Source organism: Weissella fangxianensis (assembly GCF_024718545.1).
Taxonomy (GTDB): Bacteria; Bacillota; Bacilli; order Lactobacillales; family Lactobacillaceae; genus Weissella; species Weissella fangxianensis.
This window is the reverse complement of sequence record NZ_JAMXDB010000004.1, coordinates 30,851-50,168: the sequence shown is the minus strand read 5'-3', so window position 1 is coordinate 50,168 and position 19,318 is coordinate 30,851. Positions and strand designations below refer to the sequence as shown.

At 38.4% G+C, this 19,318-nt stretch carries 23 protein-coding genes and 1 pseudogene; 3 read left to right on the top strand and 21 right to left on the bottom strand.

What is annotated here, in order from left to right; all coding sequences use genetic code 11:
* Positions 1-6: 6 nt before the first annotated feature.
* The 4 genes from NGR58_RS02285 to NGR58_RS02270 all read right to left on the bottom strand — a co-directional run bounded on the left by NGR58_RS02285 (position 7) and on the right by NGR58_RS02270 (position 2,784).
* Entirely contained in the window at positions 7-1,026 is a 1,020-nt protein-coding gene (locus NGR58_RS02285; RefSeq protein WP_258088081.1) for an NAD(P)H-dependent glycerol-3-phosphate dehydrogenase, read from the bottom strand.
* Positions 1,027-1,133: 107 nt separating this feature from the next.
* Complete coding sequence (hprK, locus tag NGR58_RS02280) at positions 1,134-2,063, bottom strand: HPr(Ser) kinase/phosphatase (protein WP_258088080.1); 930 nt, start codon at positions 2,061-2,063, stop codon at positions 1,134-1,136.
* A gap of 19 nt (positions 2,064-2,082) precedes the next feature.
* Positions 2,083-2,463 carry a phage holin family protein gene (locus NGR58_RS02275; protein WP_258088079.1) on the bottom strand — a complete coding sequence of 127 codons (381 nt, stop codon included), beginning with the start codon at positions 2,461-2,463 and terminating at the stop codon, positions 2,083-2,085.
* 150 nt (positions 2,464-2,613) lie between these two features.
* Positions 2,614-2,784, bottom strand: a complete 171-nt coding sequence (locus tag NGR58_RS02270; RefSeq protein WP_075269209.1) for a type II toxin-antitoxin system RelB/DinJ family antitoxin — start codon at positions 2,782-2,784, stop codon at positions 2,614-2,616.
* Positions 2,785-3,337: 553 nt separating this feature from the next.
* Between NGR58_RS02270 and NGR58_RS02265 the strand changes: the two genes are divergently transcribed.
* Positions 3,338-3,787, top strand: a complete 450-nt coding sequence (locus NGR58_RS02265; RefSeq protein ID WP_258088078.1) for a universal stress protein — start codon at positions 3,338-3,340, stop codon at positions 3,785-3,787.
* 148 nt (positions 3,788-3,935) lie between these two features.
* Positions 3,936-4,301 (top strand): hypothetical protein, encoded by a 366-nt coding sequence (locus NGR58_RS02260; protein ID WP_258088077.1) that lies wholly within the window; start codon positions 3,936-3,938, stop codon positions 4,299-4,301.
* A gap of 145 nt (positions 4,302-4,446) precedes the next feature.
* Here the strand turns inward: NGR58_RS02260 and NGR58_RS02255 are convergent, their stop codons facing one another.
* The 8 genes from NGR58_RS02255 to rpsL all read right to left on the bottom strand — a co-directional run bounded on the left by NGR58_RS02255 (position 4,447) and on the right by rpsL (position 12,510).
* The gene (locus NGR58_RS02255) at positions 4,447-5,223 is read right to left on the bottom strand and encodes a peptidylprolyl isomerase (RefSeq protein WP_258088076.1); all 777 of its coding nucleotides are present in this window, start codon (positions 5,221-5,223) and stop codon (positions 4,447-4,449) included.
* Positions 5,224-5,319: 96 nt separating this feature from the next.
* Positions 5,320-6,411 (bottom strand): ABC transporter substrate-binding protein, encoded by a 1,092-nt coding sequence (locus NGR58_RS02250; RefSeq protein WP_258088075.1) that lies wholly within the window; start codon positions 6,409-6,411, stop codon positions 5,320-5,322.
* Positions 6,411-7,235, bottom strand: a complete 825-nt coding sequence (locus tag NGR58_RS02245; RefSeq protein WP_258088074.1) for an ABC transporter permease — start codon at positions 7,233-7,235, stop codon at positions 6,411-6,413. Before NGR58_RS02245 ends, NGR58_RS02250 begins: the two co-directional genes overlap by 1 nt.
* Entirely contained in the window at positions 7,225-8,043 is an 819-nt protein-coding gene (locus NGR58_RS02240) for an ABC transporter permease (protein WP_258088073.1), read from the bottom strand. The genes NGR58_RS02245 and NGR58_RS02240 overlap by 11 nt, the downstream gene beginning before the upstream one ends.
* Positions 8,033-9,145 carry an ABC transporter ATP-binding protein gene (locus NGR58_RS02235; RefSeq protein ID WP_258088072.1) on the bottom strand — a complete coding sequence of 371 codons (1,113 nt, stop codon included), beginning with the start codon at positions 9,143-9,145 and terminating at the stop codon, positions 8,033-8,035. The genes NGR58_RS02240 and NGR58_RS02235 overlap by 11 nt, the downstream gene beginning before the upstream one ends.
* 204 nt (positions 9,146-9,349) lie before the next feature.
* Positions 9,350-11,467, bottom strand: a complete 2,118-nt coding sequence (gene fusA / locus NGR58_RS02230) for an elongation factor G (RefSeq protein WP_258088071.1) — start codon at positions 11,465-11,467, stop codon at positions 9,350-9,352.
* 132 nt (positions 11,468-11,599) lie between these two features.
* Positions 11,600-12,070: a 30S ribosomal protein S7 gene (gene rpsG, locus NGR58_RS02225; protein ID WP_075269189.1), complete on the bottom strand. Its 471-nt coding sequence runs from the start codon at positions 12,068-12,070 to the stop codon at positions 11,600-11,602.
* A 17-nt stretch (positions 12,071-12,087) separates the two neighbouring features.
* Positions 12,088-12,510, bottom strand: a complete 423-nt coding sequence (gene rpsL / locus NGR58_RS02220; protein WP_075269188.1) for a 30S ribosomal protein S12 — start codon at positions 12,508-12,510, stop codon at positions 12,088-12,090.
* A gap of 332 nt (positions 12,511-12,842) precedes the next feature.
* On the opposite strand from rpsL, the gene NGR58_RS02215 reads away from it, so the two are divergent.
* Positions 12,843-13,235: a prepilin peptidase gene (locus NGR58_RS02215; protein WP_258088070.1), complete on the top strand. Its 393-nt coding sequence runs from the start codon at positions 12,843-12,845 to the stop codon at positions 13,233-13,235.
* Between the two features lie 44 nt (positions 13,236-13,279).
* Here the strand turns inward: NGR58_RS02215 and NGR58_RS02210 are convergent, their stop codons facing one another.
* From NGR58_RS02210 to NGR58_RS02170, 9 genes and pseudogenes are all read right to left on the bottom strand, one after another.
* On the bottom strand, positions 13,280-13,438 hold the full coding sequence (locus NGR58_RS02210; protein ID WP_258088115.1) for a HeH/LEM domain-containing protein: 159 nt from the start codon (positions 13,436-13,438) through the stop codon (positions 13,280-13,282).
* Positions 13,415-13,828, bottom strand: a pseudogene (rplT, locus tag NGR58_RS02205) (50S ribosomal protein L20); the annotation flags it as partial. The pseudogene rplT and the gene NGR58_RS02210, both read right to left, overlap by 24 nt.
* A gap of 65 nt (positions 13,829-13,893) precedes the next feature.
* Complete coding sequence (gene rpmI / locus NGR58_RS02200) at positions 13,894-14,088, bottom strand: 50S ribosomal protein L35 (RefSeq protein ID WP_075269185.1); 195 nt, start codon at positions 14,086-14,088, stop codon at positions 13,894-13,896.
* A gap of 25 nt (positions 14,089-14,113) precedes the next feature.
* Complete coding sequence (gene infC / locus NGR58_RS02195; RefSeq protein ID WP_115471537.1) at positions 14,114-14,647, bottom strand: translation initiation factor IF-3; 534 nt, start codon at positions 14,645-14,647, stop codon at positions 14,114-14,116.
* A 175-nt stretch (positions 14,648-14,822) separates the two neighbouring features.
* Positions 14,823-15,242 carry a transcription antitermination factor NusB gene (gene nusB / locus NGR58_RS02190; protein ID WP_258088069.1) on the bottom strand — a complete coding sequence of 140 codons (420 nt, stop codon included), beginning with the start codon at positions 15,240-15,242 and terminating at the stop codon, positions 14,823-14,825.
* Positions 15,242-15,676 carry an Asp23/Gls24 family envelope stress response protein gene (locus NGR58_RS02185; RefSeq protein ID WP_258088068.1) on the bottom strand — a complete coding sequence of 145 codons (435 nt, stop codon included), beginning with the start codon at positions 15,674-15,676 and terminating at the stop codon, positions 15,242-15,244. Before NGR58_RS02185 ends, nusB begins: the two co-directional genes overlap by 1 nt.
* A 101-nt stretch (positions 15,677-15,777) precedes the next feature.
* Positions 15,778-16,344, bottom strand: a complete 567-nt coding sequence (gene efp, locus NGR58_RS02180) for an elongation factor P (RefSeq protein ID WP_258088067.1) — start codon at positions 16,342-16,344, stop codon at positions 15,778-15,780.
* Positions 16,345-16,531: 187 nt separating this feature from the next.
* Positions 16,532-17,875 (bottom strand): glucose-6-phosphate isomerase, encoded by a 1,344-nt coding sequence (locus tag NGR58_RS02175; RefSeq protein WP_258088066.1) that lies wholly within the window; start codon positions 17,873-17,875, stop codon positions 16,532-16,534.
* A 126-nt stretch (positions 17,876-18,001) separates the two neighbouring features.
* Positions 18,002-19,036: an aldose epimerase family protein gene (locus NGR58_RS02170; protein ID WP_258088065.1), complete on the bottom strand. Its 1,035-nt coding sequence runs from the start codon at positions 19,034-19,036 to the stop codon at positions 18,002-18,004.
* Positions 19,037-19,318 lie beyond the last annotated feature (282 nt).

Below are 19,318 nucleotides of genomic sequence, written 5' to 3'. Positions count from 1 at the left end.
ATTAATTTACTTCCCTTCTTGCGAGACTGGACGTCCCATTAATGTTTGAATCGCTTCTTTAACATCTACGTTTTCATAAAGTACACGATACACTGCCGATGTAATTGGCATTTCAATATGTTTCTTTTGTGCTAATTCATGTGCAACTTTGGTTGTTGAAATGCCTTCAATAACCATCCCCATATCTTCAATAACATCTGGTAGTTTTTTACCTTCACCTAATTGTACACCCGCTCGAAAATTTCGAGAATGTACTGAAGTAGCCGTGGCAAATAAATCCCCCACACCAGACAACCCCATAAAGGTAATCGGATTAGCCCCAAAGGCTTGCCCTAAACGACTAATTTCAGCTAAACCGCGGGTAAACAAGGCTGCTTTGGCGTTTGCATCATAGCCCAGGCTTGCTAAGGCACCAGCCCCGATAGCAATAACGTTCTTTAACGCACCACCAATTTCGGCACCGATTACATCAGTGTTAGTATACACACGAAATACTTGGTTACTAAATGCCGCTTGAACCTCTTCAGCAGCGGCAACATTCTTGCTAGCCGCTGAAACCAAAGTTGGATCATGTTTGATAACCCCTTCAGCATGAGAAGGCCCTGAAATCACACCCAGTCCCTTTAGGTACTTAGCAGGCACTTCTTCAGTAAGCATTTCTGATACTCGCTTATATGTGCCTGGTTCTAGCCCCTTAGTTGCAGCCATTAAAATAACGCTGTGGTCTATGTTTGCTAGGACAGTAACTAGTTTCTGGGCAACTTCACGTGTTGCCTTAGTGGGCACAACGCTCAACACAATATCTGCATCCTGTACAGCAGATTGCATATCTGAAAAACCAACAATCCCATCATTTAATGGGTTATCACCTAAATATTTTGCATTTCGATGTGTCTCATTGATTTCAGCCACTTGTGATGCTCGATGGCTCCACAAACGAACGTCATGCCCATTTTCAGCAGCAACATTGGCCAGTGCGGTTCCCCACGAGCCGGCACCTAGAACTGCAATAATTTCGTTACTCACGAGATTCCTCCTTTTAATTGCATGAGCGACAATATCATAATAATACCATATTCTAATAACTTGGCAATCTTATCATTAACAGACTGCTACATCACAGTATTAGTCATCTACTTTGAATTTTCAGCAATTAGATTATTAAGATTATTATTAAATGTTTCCGTCGCATCGAATCCCATTTGCTTGGCACGGAAGTTTTTTGCAGCAGTCTCAATTAGAACGGCTAAATTACGGCCTGCTTGAACAGGTAGCACGTAACGTGGTAATCCAACGCCTTGGATGTTAATAACTTCTTCACCATTACCTAGACGGTCCACTTCTTGATCATCACGCCACTTTGCAAGGTGCAAATTAAAGGCGATCGTTGCATGCGAGCGTACGGCACCAGCTCCAAATAGATCCATGACATCAATAATACCAACACCACGTAATTCCATTAAGTTACGTAAGATTGCTGGTGGCTCCCCAACCAACCGTTCTTCATCTTGCGCATACACATCAACACGATCATCAGCGATTAAACGATGACCACGTTGTACTAATTCTAATGCTGTTTCTGATTTTCCAACCCCTGAATCACCAGTAATCAACACGCCAAGACCAAAGACATCAACCAGCACACCATGTACTGACTGACGTTCAGCTAATCCACCACTTAAGAAGTAAGTCATGTTAGCTAATATTTTTGACGATGTTAATTCAGTTGCAAGCACCGGAATGTGATTTTCCTGCGCCGCTTGCATAAACTCTTCTGGTAGCTCCCGTCCGGTTGATACAACAAACGTTGGTGTGTTTGGCTGCATCATTTTTCTTGCAATCAGTAACAATTCTGAATGATTCATACGTTGAGAAAATGACGTTTCCGTAATCCCCATCAACTGAATTCGCTCAGGTGCATAATAGTTAAAATACCCCGTCATTTCAAGACCTGGTCTTGAAATATCTGGTGTTGTTATTTTGCGATCTAAGTATTCTTCACCTGTCACAATTTTCAGGCGAGTATTATCCAATAAATCTTTTACTGTTAATTCTTTTGCCATTTTCTATTACCTGTCTTAATTATTGTGTATCTTCTTTACTAAAGTAACTAGAAATTATCATGTTGACCACGGACATAACAATAGCAATAAATACTGCCCAGCCAAAACTGGCAAACCTAAAGCCATCACCAACAACCCAAGCCGTTAACCATAATACAACACCATTGATGACTAGTCCGAACAAGCCAAACGATATGATAGTAAACGGCAAAGCAAGTACATGTAATACAGGCTTTACTAGGGCATTTAAAATTCCTAAAATAACAGCAGCTAATATTGCCGTCCAAATGTTTCTAATATAGAGACCATTTCTAAATAATCCCGCCATCGCCAACAACATCACTGTATTAATAATAATCCGTTGCCAAAAAGAAAAATTTTTAAAACTAACTGTCTTCATGTATATCCTCCAGTTATTCTTAGCACCAGTATATCAAAATTACACTTATATTTGGCTAAATGTCCTATAATTTGTATTATCTGTTAATGCAAAATAAAAGCTAGAAACGGACATATCCATTTCTAGCTTTATCACAATCTATTAATATAATTACTTATGTTTTGCGCGAAACAGGTCATTAAATGGTGATTCACCGCTGTGAGCCACCTGGGTCAAAAACATTTTAACTGCCTGTTGTGTCGTTAACCCATTTTCTTTAAATACAGCATCAGCTGCATTACGCACCTCTTCTTCGACACGAATTTGAATTAATTTTTCCATTTGATACGTCCCCCCTTGTACCGTTAAAGATATATTCAACTCTCCATTATTATATACCATATTACGGAAAATAGCTTAAACAAGCATAGTTTTAAAATACATGTTATTCAAACATAAAAAAACACACTGTCATTTTCAGACAGTGCGTTTCATTTGGCATTGCTAAGATTGACGCGTCCTAGCTCACGTGATGGTTACCCATCAGTCAACGTACACCCATCAGGAAAACCCAAAGGTAGTCATGTGTAGCAAAGCAAGTTCCACAACTTGCTTTACACCCTCCAGTAATACGACTGTTAATGAGGGCCGTTTATCAAAGATCATTTAAGATCCTCTCGACTCATCGCATAGATATAATAGTAACACACCATTAAATAAAAACAAACCTTTTTATTCAAATTTACATTTTTCTAATTATAGGAACCGTATTCATGTATTATTATCATCTCAAATTTTAAGATGGCGCTTACATTAACCTGTTATAAGGTATATAATATAAGCATATAAAGAAATTTATATATTTAATAATTAATTTATAAGGATGGTGACTGCCATGGCAGAGGACAAAATTGCATACAAGAATATTTTGGCACCAATTGACGGTTCAAAAATTTCTGAGGCCATAGTTGAAAAAGCAGCTGCTGTTGCGGTGCGTAACCAAACTGTTTTGGATTTGTTGTATGTCATTGATACTAACTCAATTTCAGGATTAGCTGGTATGTCGATTTCTGGTGATGTTGTTTACCAACTAGTGCAAGATGCAGAGGAAAAATTATCAAAGTATGCAGATATTGCACGCCAGCAAGGTGCTAAAGAAGTTAACATCCACGTTCGTTTTGGATCACCTAAAACTGTTATCGCTCGTGATTTTCCTAAAGACCACAACACCGGTTTAATTATGTTGGGTAAATCTGGCTTAAACACGCTGGAACGACTACTTGTCGGTTCAGTTGCGACTTTTGTTGTTCAAAATGCTAAAGCAGATATTTTAATCGTGCAGTAAAAATAGATACCGACCATAATGTGGTTGGTATTTTTATTATCTATTGATACTTTTTATACCTATAATTAATGGAACTAAATGCATGATTATTAAAATTAGGTTATAATAATTTTACATTTCTAATTATTGTCAAGATAGAGGGGGAATTATGAAAATTATCGGTAATACACTAGAAACTATTCACAAATTTCGACATGGACATTTAGACAAACGTTGGTTAGATGACCCTTTCCTAACATCTACTGTAGCTTTGGGGGCTAATCGAAATGTCAAACTACAGTTGTTATACTTAGATACCAATGACACTTTCTATTTGGTCGAAAGCACTTCATCAATTGCCCATTCTCTACAATATCAAGATGGCGCCATCAGTGTTTCTGAATGGTCACCTGCTGATTTTGCTGGGTTGTTACGTAGTTATAATCAACCTGGCTTTGACAATTATTTCCAACTGATTGTTACCAACACGGCAATGGCTTATTCAGGTTCTAAACAAGAAAATTTTGTTAAATAGTAACTTATTTAATTTAAAATAAAAAACAGGGTTGAGACATGATAATTGTCTCGACCCTGTTTTATTTAGCATATATTAATTATGGACTAACAAAACTTGCAACATAAATACGTTACAAAAAATGAAATCTTTTTTCTTACTATGCTTATCTAGTTGTAACTACCGTACTTACGACCTTAACCGGATCCACAGGTAATGATTTTTCAGAACCGTCCGCATTATCTTCAACTTCAGCATCTGCAATTTTATCGACAACATCCATCCCATCAATTACTTGGCCAAACACCGTATAGTTGCCATCAAGTGAGGGATTACCTCCTTTAGCATACGCCTTAACGATTTTATCGGGATAATTCTTCTTCTTTATCTGTTTAGATGCATCTTCATGGTTCTGATTAATAAAAAATTGCGAGCCATTGGTGTCAGCACCTGCATTAGCCATTGATAATGCACCTCTAATATTATACAAAGAAGCAGAAATTTCATTTTTAAAACCTGAGCCAGAATCAATTTTTGAATTCTTATTCTTCCAAATTGATGAACCACCACTTCCCGTACCAGTTGGATCACCACCTTGTATCATGAAATCATTAATAATACGATGAAACGTCGTATTATTGTAATAACCCTGTTGCGCATGTTTCGTAAAATTTTTAACTGCCAACGGTGCATATTTCTTAAACAATTTAACTTTAATAGTCCCTGCCGTTGTTTTAATTTCAACAACCGTCTCATTTTTATGGACAGTATTTGAAAGTTGTGGCAAAGATCGTTTATTTAATGCTTTTTTTGACAAAGTATGATTTGATTGTGTAGTTGGTTGCTTACTAGCATGCGATGATAGGAATGCAACCCCAATGGCAGCTAGAACAACAATAGTCACCATACCAGCTACAATCATTTCTGACCGACCCTTCTTCATTTTGTTAACTCCCATTCTTTATTAACTATAAAGCATACACTATACGAACCATTGTATAATCAATTACTTAGCCAAAAGATAAAATAATAACCGAAATTAACGATTCGTCATCTTAAATTCTAAGAAATAGTCATTGTAGTTACCAACCCATGTTGGTCCCAAATCTTGGTAAACCTCTAATTGTGATAAGGTACTTTTTGGTGGATACCATGCCTTATCATTTTTAACCGATTTCGGTAGTAAGTTAACAGCCTGCCTGTTAGGTGTGGCATAACCAACATATTCAGCATTTTGTGCTGCATGTTTAGGTTCACTCATGAAATTGAGGAAAGCGTACGCTGCACGTTTATTGGTAACAGTCTTAGGCATAACAATATTATCAAACCATAAATTACCACCACCGCTAGGCACAATATAATGTAAGTGTTTATTTTCCGCAATCATTTCAGATGCATCACCGGAATAATCAACTGCTATTGCAGCCTCATCCTGGGCCATATACGTTTTAATTTCATCAGCGACAATTGCCTTTACATTAGGCATCAGCGTATCTAATTTCCCTTTTGCAGCTGCTAGCTCAGGAATACTTTTTGTATTTACTGACTGACCACTTGAAGCCAACGCCATCCCCATGATGTCACGTGACGAGTCAATTAGCATAATATTTTTTTTGTACTTAGGTTGCCATAAATCATGCCAAGTTGTTATTTCGCCAGGCTTAACATATTTATCATTATAAACGATTCCTAATGTTCCCCAAAAATAAGGTATCGAATACTTATTATTAGGGTCAAAGGATTGATTCATAAATTGTTTATCATAATTAGCTAACCCAGTTAATTTACTATGATCCAATGGTACTAACAAATTAGCTGATTTCATTTTTTGAATCATATAATCTGAGGGAACTGCCAAATCATAATGCGTACCACCTTGTTTGATTTTTGTATACATCGCTTCATTAGAATCAAATGTTTCATAATCAACTTTATAACCAGTTTCTTTTTGAAATTCTTTCAACAAGGTTGGGTCAATGTAGTCACCCCAATTGTATATCGTTAATGTTCGATTACCTGAACTTTTAGTACTCGTATCAGTATCTTCAGCATGTTGAAAAGCTAAGTTAATCCCAAATAATACACAAACAGCCGTTAAAATAATGCCTGTTAACCAAATAATTTTTTTCATTACTGATGCACCACCATTCTTGCACCACGCTTTTTCTTACTCCCCTTTGAACTATAGTTAGAAATAAAATAATAGATAATAACTAAAATTAATGACAATAAGAACATCAGGGCCGACAGCGCATTAATTGATAAATCAATACCTTGTCGGGCACGTGAATAGATTTCAACAGACAGAGTTGAAAAGCCATTCCCCGTGACAAAAAAAGTTACCGCAAAATCATCTAGAGAATATGTAATGGCCATAAAGAAGCCTGATAAAATTCCCGGCCAAGCATAAGGTAAAATAACCCGTGATAAGACCTGATAATTATTTGCTCCCAAATCACGCGCTGCATCAACTAGTGCCGGGTTCATCTCATTGAGTTTTGGCAAAACCATCAAAACAACGATGGGAATTGAAAAGGCAATATGGGCCAGAACCACTGAACCAAACCCTAATTTCAAACCAACCATGGTAAAGAAAATCAAAAAACTAGCACCGATAATAACATCTGGTGATACCATTAAAATATTATTCAACGATAATAGAATGTTTTTGGTATTGTTTTGTTTTGTATTATAAATCCCTAATGCACCAAAAAGTCCAATCAAGGTTGCAATTAAAGCAGATAACAACGCCACAATAAATGTATTGACCAATATCTGCATCAAACGTGTATCAGCAAACATATCAATATAGTGACGCCATGAAAATCCTGAAAAATCGGCCATAAAATCACCCTTATTGAATGAATAAAAAATTAAATAAAAGATTGGTGCATACATCAAAATAAATACAAAAATTAAGTAGATATTAGACCATTTTTTTGACTTATTTGCCATGTCTTGCTCCCTTCTTCTTGCGATCTCTAGTTAGGAACATCGTTAGACCCATCGCCACGATTAAAATAACACCGATAGTTGAACCCATTCCCCAATTTTGCGTAACCAAGAAATGCTCTTCAATCGCTGTTCCCAACGTAATGACACGATTACCACCAATCAAGCGGGTAATCATGAATAATGATAATGTCGGAATGAATACTGCCTGAATACCGGCCTTCACACCTCCCATTGACATTGGAAAAATCACCTTGGTCAAGGTTTGCCATGACGTTGCTCCAAGATCACGTGCCGCGTTAATATAACTTTTATCAAGTTCAATCAGCGAATTAAAAATAGGCATTATCATAAAGGGAATTTCTATATATGCTGCTACGATCAAAAATGACAAGTTAGTGAACATTAACTGGTGTGGACCAACCCCAATTAATGTCAAAAAATTGTTGACTGTCCCGGTTTTAGAAAATAGACCAATAAATGCATACGCCTTCAGTAATAAATTCACCCACGTTGGCAAAATCACTAACAGTAGCCAAAATTGGGCATGCTTTAAACGACTCATGATATAAGCCATGGGATAACTAATTAATAAAGTTATCCCTGTAACGATAAACGCAAAAAAGACTGAATTAAAAGTCATGCGTAAATAAGTACCTGAGCTAAAATAAGTTGCATAATTGTTTAACGTAAAATGCCCTGAGAGATTACCAAATGATTGAATAACTAATAGAATCACTGGCGCAATAACAAACAACCCTAACCACAAGTAGTAAGGTATTGTATAACTAAACGTGCGATTACGATTCATGCTGGACATCCTCCTCTGAGTCCTCATATTCCTCCATACGCGCATCAAAATCTTCCTCAGACTCATCTAAACGCATAATATGAATGTCTTCAGGATCAAAGAATAAGCCACGTCTTTCACCAGTCACTGCCGGATTAGTTGCTTGAATTTTCCAATAATTTTGATCATCATCATGCGCAGTAATCTCATAATAATCACCACGGAATGATTGATAATCAATGGTCACCACTAACTTACCGTCATCGACCGATACCAAATCTAAGTCTTCCGGCCGTAAGACAACTTCCACAGGCTCATTTGGGCGCATACCGCCATCGACATTTTCAAATTCTTTACCAGCAAAAGATACTAGATAATCCTGCCGCATTACACCCGATAAAATATTTGACTCGCCAATAAAATCTGCTACAAAATGATTAATTGGTGCATCGTAAATATCCACTGGTGTCCCATTTTGAACAATTTCACCTTCATTCGTCACAAATATCCAATCCGACATTGCTAAGGCTTCCTCTTGATCATGGGTCACAAAAATAAATGTAATCCCGAGCCGCTTTTGTATTTCACGTAGTTCATACTGCATATCCTTACGCAACTTATAATCTAAGGCAGACAAAGGCTCATCCAATAACAAAACTTCTGGATCATTTGCTAATGCCCGAGCAATCGCTACACGTTGCTGTTGTCCACCAGACAACTCTGAAATTTCACGATCTTCATAACCTTTCAACTTTACCAGTGTCAACATTTCAGCAACTTTAGCCTTAATATCACTTTTTTTCTTACCCTTAATAGACATACCAAAGGCGACATTATCAAAGACGTTCATATTAGGGAATAGTGCATAATTTTGAAAAACAGTATTCACCCGTCGCTTTTCAGGTGGTAAATCATTGATACGTTGCCCTTCAAATAGAATATCACCAGAAGTTGCTTCTAAAAAACCGGCAATAAGTCGTAAAATTGTTGTTTTACCAGAACCTGACGGACCTAGTAAAGTATAAAATTTACCAGCCTCTATTTCTAAATCAACTGATTTCAGAACGATATTATCATCATATTGCTTGGCAACATTTTTAAATTCAATAATGGGTTGAGCCACAACTAGTACCACCTTTCTTCACATAACCTTAATTATACAAACTTATCAAAAAATAGTCGATAATGAAAGATATGAGTTAATTATGTAAAACATCCGACACTATAAAAATTTCTAGATTATCATTAATGCCTGTTAAGCAAAAAAAGAGACTGGTCCATTTTTTATGTCCAGTCTCTCTTCATATTTATTTAACTAAAATTAAGCTTAGTCGGCTGACTCACCATACTTAGCAATAATCTCTTCTTGCACGTTCTTAGGAACTGCTTCATAGTGATCGAATGCCATTTGGAATGTTCCACGACCTTGTGTAGCTGAACGCAAAGTAGTAGCATAACCAAACATTTCTGCTAGTGGCACCTTACCATGAATCAATACTTGCTTACCACGTTGCTCTTGACCTTCAAGCAAACCACGACGAGCTGAAACGTGACCCATTGCATCACCTAAGTTTTCCTCAGGAACAACAATATCAACCTTCATAACTGGCTCCAAAATAACAGCACCAGCAGTCTTAGCAGCTTCACGCAAAGCTAATGAAGCAGCAATCTTAAAGGCAGCTTCAGATGAATCGACATCGTGGTATGAACCATCATACAACTTAGCCTTCAAGTCAACCAATGGGAATCCAGCCAAAGGACCATTGTTTAATGAATCCTTCAAACCAGCTTCAACTGAAGGGATGTACTCACGAGGAACAACACCACCAACAATAGCATCTTCGAATTCGAATCCAGCACCTTCTTCGTTTGGTGCGAACTCGATCATAACATCACCATATTGACCTTTACCACCTGATTGACGTTTGAAGAATCCACGAGCTTGAACTGTCTTTGTAAATGCTTCACGGTAAGCAACTTGTGGTGCACCAACAGTAACATCAACGTGGAACTCACGCTTCATACGATCAACAATGATATCCAAGTGAAGCTCACCCATTCCAGAAATCAAAGTGTCACCAGTTTCTTGGTTAGTCTCTGCACGGAATGATGGGTCTTCTTCAGCAAGCTTTTGCAAGGCAACTGTCATCTTAGCTTGGTCGGCCTTAGTCTTAGGCTCAACAGCTAATTGGATAACAGGGTCTGGGAATTCCATTGACTCCAAGATTAACTTACGATCTGGTGAAGTCAAAGAATCTCCAGTAGTTGTGTCCTTCAAACCGATAGCAGCAGCGATATCACCTGAGAACACCTCAGGGATTTCCTTACGGTCAGTCGCATGCATTTGTAGCAAACGTCCAACACGCTCACGCTTATCCTTTGAAGTGTTCATGATGTATGAACCTGATTCCAATGATCCAGTATATACACGCAAGAATGTCAAACGACCAACGAATGGATCTGTCATAACCTTGAATGCCAAGGCAGCAAATGGATCTTCATCGTTAGCAACCAAGTCGACTTCTTCACCAGTTTCAGGATTGTTAGCAGTATATGGCTTAACATCCAATGGAGATGGCAAGTAGTCAACAACGGCATCAACCATCATTTGGATACCCTTATCCTTGTAGGCTGAACCTGCAAGTACTGGGTAGAATTGTAGTGAAAGTGTTGCACGACGAATAGCTGCTTTCAACTCAGCTTTGGTAATTTCTTCACCTTCTAAGTACTTTTCCATGATATCGTCATCAACATCAGCAATGGCTTCAACCAATTCGTTGTACTTTTCTTCTACTAAGTCAGTGTAATCAGCAGGGATTTCTCCCTCTTCCCACTTCTCACCAAGTTCAGTCGTTGGGAACAAAGCTTTCTTTTCAATCAAGTCAATGACACCAGTGAAGTTGTCTTCGGCACCAATTGGCCATTGAATAGCCTTGGCATTAGCATCCAAACGATCCTTCAATGAGTCAACTGACATACCAAAATCAGCACCCAACTTATCCATCTTGTTAACGAACACAAGACGTGGTACTTCATAGGCCTCAGCTTGATGCCAAACTGTTTCAGTTTGTGGCTCAACACCGGCAGCACCATCAAGAACGGCTACGGCACCATCAAGAACACGCAATGAACGTTCAACTTCGATAGTAAAGTCCACGTGACCTGGTGTGTCAATGATGTTAATACGGTATGGATCATTCTTATATTGGTCATAGAAACCGTGCCAAACAGCAGTTGTTGCGGCAGATTGAATCGTGATTCCACGTTCCTTTTCTTGATCCATAAAGTCCATTTGTGAAGCACCATCGTGTGTTTCACCAATCTTGTGAATCTTACCAGTGTAATACAAAATACGCTCTGTCGTCGTTGTCTTACCAGCGTCGATGTGCGCCATGATTCCGATGTTACGAGTACGTAGCAAAGGATATTCACGCTTGTTAGCCATGAGTAAATTCTCCTTGAGTTTCTTAACGTTTAATCTTAATCCCCATTAAACGTTTGGTTATCTTATACTATTATACCGTAAATACACCAAAAGTGGCTACTGTCACTTGACTGCAGCCACAAAATTGGAATATTACCAACGGTAGTGTGCGAAGGCACGGTTGGCTTCGGCCATACGGTGTGTATCTTCGCGCTTCTTAACAGATGCACCAGTATTGTTAGCAGCATCCATAATTTCCTTAGCCAAACGCTCTTCCATAGTATGCTCACCGCGGGCACGTGAATATTGCACCAACCAGCGCAATCCCAATGTCACACGACGCTCTGGACGAACTTCGACAGGAACTTGGTAGTTAGAACCACCGATACGGCGAGCCTTAACTTCCAATACGGGCATAATATTGTTTAATGCTTCTTCAAAGACTGCTAGTGGTTCATTACCAGTAGCTTCCTTAACACGATCAAAAGCATCATATAAAATAGTTGAAGCAGTTCCACGCTTACCATCAACCATCAAACGGTTGATCAAACGTGAGACAAGCTTTGAGTTGTAAATTGGATCTGGCAGAACTTCAGCCTGCTTAGTGTAACTCTTACGTGGCATTATTTAGTCCTCCCTGATTATTTTTTCTTGTTCTTAGGGCGCTTTGCACCATACTTAGAACGTGATTGCATACGACCATCAACACCAGCAGTATCTAGTGCACCACGAACAATGTGGTAACGAACTCCGGGCAAGTCCTTAACACGACCACCACGGATCAAAACAACTGAGTGTTCTTGAAGGTTGTGTCCGATACCTGGAATATATGCAGTAACCTCAATTAGATTTGACAAACGTACACGGGCGTACTTACGCAAAGCTGAATTAGGCTTCTTAGGTGTCATCGTACCAACACGAGTAGCAACCCCACGCTTTTGTGGAGAAGCAACACGAGTTGACTTCTTGTGTTGTGAGTTATAAGTATAGTTCAAAGCAGGTGACTTTGACGTTGAGCTCTGTGACTTACGAGGCTTACGAACCAATTGGTTAATTGTAGGCATTTCGAAGAGTCCCCTTTCAATTTTTTTATTTTTTATAATGATAAGTCCACATTTCCAGGCGTGTCATTTATTAACAATACACCTACAAACGAAACTCTATTTGGTACTTTTCGTTCGCGAGTTCAGCACGTCGCGTAACCGCAAACACCCTACTAACTAAAAGCACAATTAATAATATAACACCATATTGGTGCTTATGCAACCTTTTTATCCTATAAAAAACGTTGCTAGATAGGCTTTTAGTTTGCAAACAATTCCGGGCGTGTCATTTTTACCAAAACAGCCCTTTATTGCGTCTTTCTTAATAATCAAACAAAAAGGATCGTAAATTTATGCTTCTTGATTTTTTATTATTACTGACAATGTGTTTGCTTTCTTACCAAGATTTTAAAGAGCAAACTATCAACAGTTTATGGTTACTCTTTCCCTTACTAATTGCTGCCTTGTTTTACCATTCATCTATTTGGCTAACATTTTCAATCTATTGTCTCTGTTTAACCATTAATACACTTAATCAGGAGCATTTTATTGGTAATGGAGATTTAGATATATTGGCAGTATTGAGTTTATATGTTAATTTTGAACAATTTTGGTATATTTGTACCATTGCTTGTGCATATCAGTTAGCATATCATTCATTGACTCACAAACAAGCCCTCGATTTTGTACCAGCCATCACCATTGGCTACCTAACCTGCTTGTTACCTCAAATTTTTGCAAAATAAAAACGCTATGATCAATATCACAGCGTTTTATTACTTACTAAGCATTAAACCAATGCTAACAAGTCAGCCTTCTTTGCTGAAGAAGCAAATTCAATGCCATTTTCTGACAAGTATGCTTTGATTTCAGCAACAGTATTCTTTTCAGTTGGCTTTGCAACAGCATCCTTTGATGCAGCAGCGTTAACAGTAACGCCCTTTTCCAAAGTAGCAGCTGACTTTTCTGCAGCAACTTGACCGTTGTCTGCCAAAGCCTTCTTTGCTGATTCAACCAAAGCTGAAAATGCTTCGAAGTCTGAAACAGCTAATTCTGCTAACATCTTACGGTTCAAAGTTGAACCCATCAATGACAAACCGTTCATGAAACGTGAGTATGACAAACCGTTCATACGTGCACCAGCATTGATACGTGCAATCCACAACTTACGGAAGTTGCGCTTTGTTTGCTTACGATCACGGAATGCATAGAACCATGACTTCCAAACTTGTTGCTTAGCAACTTTGTAGTTGATATGACGTTGACCACGGTAACCCTTGGCCAATTTAATCATCTTCTTACGACGTGAACGCGTAACGTTACCACCCTTAACTCGCATGGGTATTTCCTCCAGTAATTTCTAATTTTTTATTCGGAACCAGTCTTAATTATTAAAAGTAATAATTAACGGCTCAACAATTGCGTATATGTCTTCAAAGTTGTGTGGTTCATCATTGAAGTTCCACGCAATTGACGACGTTGCTTCTTAGTCTTACCGTGGAAACGGTGTGACGTATAGGCGTTAGCTGACTTCAAGCCACCATTAGCAGTTTTCTTGAAACGCTTTGCTGAAGCGCGGTGTGTCTTATACTTAGGCATTAATATGTCCTCCAAACTGGTTTAATTACTTAGTTTCTTTGGGTGCAAGCACCATAAACATGCTGCGCCCTTCCATCTTAGCTCTTGATTCCACCTTTGCGATTTCTTCAAGATCCATTGCCATACGATTCATTACTTCACGCCCAATTTCCTTGTGCGTAATAGCACGTCCGCGGAAACGAATTGAAACCTTAACTTTATTACCTTTGTTCAAGAACTTAATTGCATTGTTCTTCTTTGTATTAAAGTCATTAACATCAATAGTTGGGCTAAGACGAATTTCTTTAACATTGACAACTTTTTGATTTTTTCGTTGTTCACGTTGCTTTTTCTGTGCTTGAAATTTGAACTTACCATAGTTCATAATCTTAGCTACTGGTGGTTTAGCGTTGGCTTGCACCAATACCAAATCCAAATCTGCATTGTCAGCTAGACGTTGTGCGTCTGCCTTAGACATGACACCTTGGTCACCGTCATCAGTAATCAGACGAACTTCACGAGCACGAATGCGATCATTGATTAAATCTTTATGTTGTTGTGGTTGGCGTGCGTTTGCTATGATCCTTACCTCCGAAAAAACTTGTGATAAAGTAAAAGCGGCTTGCCGTTACACACGACAACCCGCTATCTATCATCTTTACGATAAAATGATTAACCTGATAAGTAAACTTAACTAGGTGAACAGCGGGTATGCCATTACTTTATTTCCTAACAAAAATTAATTATACACTAGACTAATTTAAAGTCAAGGATTTGTTTAGAATACCATTAATAAACTTACGTGATTTGTCATCCGTAAAATCATGCGCTAATTGTAAAGCTTCATTAACAGCAATCTTTGCTGGTACGTCCGTAAACTTTGCTTCATACAAAGCCAAACGCATCAAGACCAAATCAGTCGTGTTCAAACGTTCTAAGGTCCACCCGGCTGATAAATGGTCTGTAATCATAAGATCCAATTCGTCTTGATGAGCAATGACTCCCAAAACCACAGATTTTAGATCTGCTGGTATGTCATCTTCCCAAGCAATTTCTGGATCCCCTACCAAAACTTGTGTAATGGTAGCGTCAACATCAGCCGTTGGATTTAAAGCTAAACCAAAAAGCGATTGAAAGGCTGCTTGACGAGTTTGATGACGATTTAGTGCGGTCATTATTTGGTTCCTTCCGTGTCTGATTCTTCACCAAACAAATTGTTAACATCGACAGAACTCGTTGTTTTTTGTGAAACAACGCCTTGAACGTGTACATTAACAAGTTTAACTTGTAACTCTGTCATTGCGGCAACTTGCGAGGTTACTCGTTGTTGAATTGCGTGTGATACTTTCGGTACGCTCACACCATAGTTAAGGTACACGTAGACATCCACAATTAAGCCATCGGCTGTTTGTTGTAACGCAACACCTTTACCATGTACACGTCGTCCAAACGCCTCTTGTGCACGTTCAGATAGTGATCCCGTCAAACGAGAAACACCTTCAACTTCTTGTGCCGCTAAACCTGCGATAATCTCTAACACGCGCATACTAACTAGTGTTTCACCAGAAACATCACTTGAGTGTGTTAATACGATTGTCTCCTCTGCCATACGGAACTAACCTCCCTAAAATACTTTGAAAGCGCCGGCCGGCTGCCGGTCGGCGCTTTCTCAATTGATATAGTTATTATATCTAACTTCACTAGTAAAAACTAGGCACGTGAAGTATATGATCCACCATTATCAGTGTTAACAACTAACTTATCACCTTCATTAATGAAATCAGGCACGATAATAACCAAACCAGTTTCCATCGTTGCTGGCTTACCACCACCGTTAGCAGTTGCTCCCTTGATACCTGGTTGTGTTTCCTTAACAGTAAGTTCAACCGTCTTAGGTAACTCAACGTCTAAGATTTCACCATTGTAAGTTGTAATCTTAACGTTCATATTTTCTAGCAAGAACTTTAGCGAATCTGCAATTTTATCTGCCGGAATAGAAATTTGCTCATATGTTGCATTATCCATGAACACATGTTGATCACCATCTGCATACAAGTATTGCATTTCAGTTTGATCAATATTTGCAGTTTCAAACTTATCACCAGGACGGAAAGTTACTTCATTAACTGCATTTGTACGTAGGTTCTTCAACTTTGAACGCACAAAAGCTGCACCTTTACCTGGCTTAACGTGTTGGAATTCCAAAACGCGCCAGATTGATTGGTTATACAAAATTGTTAAACCTGTTTTCAAGTCATTCATACCAATAGTTGCCATGATTGAATTCTCCTAAATTTATGTCTTTCTGCATTATATTATCAGTTTTCTTTATTAAAAACCAGCGTTATGCATGTTTTCAGCAGAATGTTTTTTATTTCTTTCTCGAGTTAAAAAAATTACATACCAGCCAAAAAAATCGAAACAGAGTTGTTTCGACCTTTTTGTACATGAATTCTTAATAAAATTACAAACGTGCTTGCAATGATTCTGTTAACTCTTCATAGCCAGGCTTACCAAGCAGACCAAACATGTTGCGCTTATAATCTTCAACACCTGGTTGGTTGAATGGATTAATACCATTCAAGTAACCTGAAATACCAACAGCTACTTCAAAGAAGTAAATCATTTGACCCAAAGCAAATTCATTTTGCTTATCAATCTCAACAATCATGTTAGGAACACCACCATCAACGTGGGCAAGCATTGTTCCTTCAGAAGCTGTACGATTAACATAACTCATTTGCTTACCTTGCAAGTAACCTAAACCATCATCCGCATCCATTGTTGGAATTGTAACGTCCGTCACAGGCTCTGTTACACGAACCAAAGTCTCAAATAAATTACGGCGACCGTCTTGAATATACTGTCCAAAACTATGTAAATCAGTTGAGAAGTTTCCAGATGCAGGGAAGATTCCCTTACCATCCTTACCTTCTGATTCACCTTGCAATTGCTTCCACCATTCACCAAATTGAGCCAATGTTGGATCATAGTTAATCAATAATTCCGTTGTATATCCTTTACGATACAAAATATTACGATAAGCAGCATATTGATAAGCTGGGTTTTTTGACAAGTCAGCATCAGCATATGCCTTTTCACCAGCTGCTGCACCAGCCATTAATTGTTCGATATTGCCCCCACCAACAGCGATTGGCAATAATCCAACTGCAGTTAATACTGAGAAACGACCACCAACACCATCGGGAACAACAAATTCTTCATAACCTTCTTCGTCAGCTAAAGTCTTTAATGAGCCACGGGCAGCATCAGTTGTTGCATAAATACGCTCGCGGGCACCTTCAACGCCATACTTTTCTTCTAGCATTTGCTTAAATACACGGAAAGCAATCGCTGGCTCAGTAGTTGTACCAGACTTTGAAATAATATTAACTGAGAAATCACGATCACCAATCAACTTAATCAAGCTATTTAAGTATGCTGGTGCAATCGAATTACCAGCAAACAAGACTTGTGGGAAGTCGCGGTCATCATCACCGTAATAATTAGCAAAATAGTCATTAAGGAAATCATTAGCTGCACGAGCACCTAAGTATGAACCACCAATTCCCACGACAACTAGTACTTTTGAATCACTTTGAATCTTTGCAGCTGCTGCCTGGATACGAGCAAATTCATCTTTATCATATTGCGTTGGTAAATGTAGCCAGTCTGTGTATTCAGACCCAACACCAGTTCCCTTACGCAACAACTCATCTGCAACACTAACCATTGGTTGCATCATTGATAGCTCTTCTTCTCCCACAAAAGAAGCTAATTTTGAAGTATCAAATGATAATGTAGTCATAATTAAATCCTTCTTCCTCTATATCGTTTATTTTATTATTTTTCATCTTACGCTATAGACCAATTATAGCTTTTCTCAGTGAAAAATGAAAGTGTTTTCATGTACATTTGTGCACAATGTATGATATTAATCTAAATTATTAAACTTATAGACTGTGCGATAAGTTTGTTTCTTACCTGCTGGCAAAACAATATCACCGAAGCCTTCATGATTAATGGCATCTGACAAAGTTTGGGCTTCCAGCGCAATTGCATTGTATGGATGCTCATCAAACCACTCACGGTCGCCTTCATGGTAGGCAACTTCTGGATCAGCGATAAAGAAGATAACAGCATTTCGATCTGTGTATACTTCAATACTACGGTCTGACTTAGGATCTGAGACAACAGCTGCTGGACTATCAGTCAATTGATCAAGTTCAAAAGCATTATCAAACTTCACATCATAAGGACCATCTAATTTTGCTAAATTGTCTCCAATTCTAGTAGGCTCATTAAAGTCAAATGGTGTATCAGCGTTATCTAGAAAGTTACCCGTTGGCGTCGTATCTTCAGGGTTTAATTCCAAACGACGTTGTGAATGAATTTGTAGCGTCAAATCACGAGCATCGGTGTCAATACCTGCCGGATTGAAGTAACCGTGGCTTGTTGGATTGTACAAAGTATCTTCATCTGATTCGGCTGAGAAAGTCAATGTAACTTCATCATGATCAGAAAATGTATAAGTCACTGAAGTTGGCATGGTACCAGGAAAATGATCAATTTCTTCAGTCATAGTCGTTGTAAACGTCACTGAATTAGTGTCTTCATCAAGAGTATAATCCCACATCCGATTTGAGAAATTATCTTTTCCTCCGTGCAACGCATTACCTAATTCATTATCTTTCAAATGATATGTCTTTCCATTCAAGCTAAATGTTGCCCCTGTGATACGGTTACCAACACGACCGATGATATCACCAACTGAATATGCTTGATCCCACAATTTGTCAGTTGTCTGTAGCCCAACCATCAAATCTTGGCCACTATTTGTTTTAAAGAATTGCCATGTGGCACCCCAATTCGTCACACCAATTTTGTGACCATTTTTATTCTCGATTACAATTTGTTCTGCAGTTTCACCATTTGGCATTTTACCAATTTCATGAACACTTATTGTCATTATAATTCCCTCTTTTCAATTCCCCTAAAACATTCAATTAAAAACTCTCAATATAATTGTATTTTAGCATATTATCTTGTAAGCAACTGGATATAAATAAACCGTTTTCATAACGATTATAAACTTGATGCTCACATCATGTATAAGAGTAGAGCGTGAACAAAGTTGTTTTGAAGCTGGCGTGTAACGTGGTTTGCGGCATTTTTGGCCGTAGCAAAGCGCAGGACAGGAATGGCGTAAATTTCGTTACATTGAGTCTTCAGACTTTGGGAACGCGTTTAA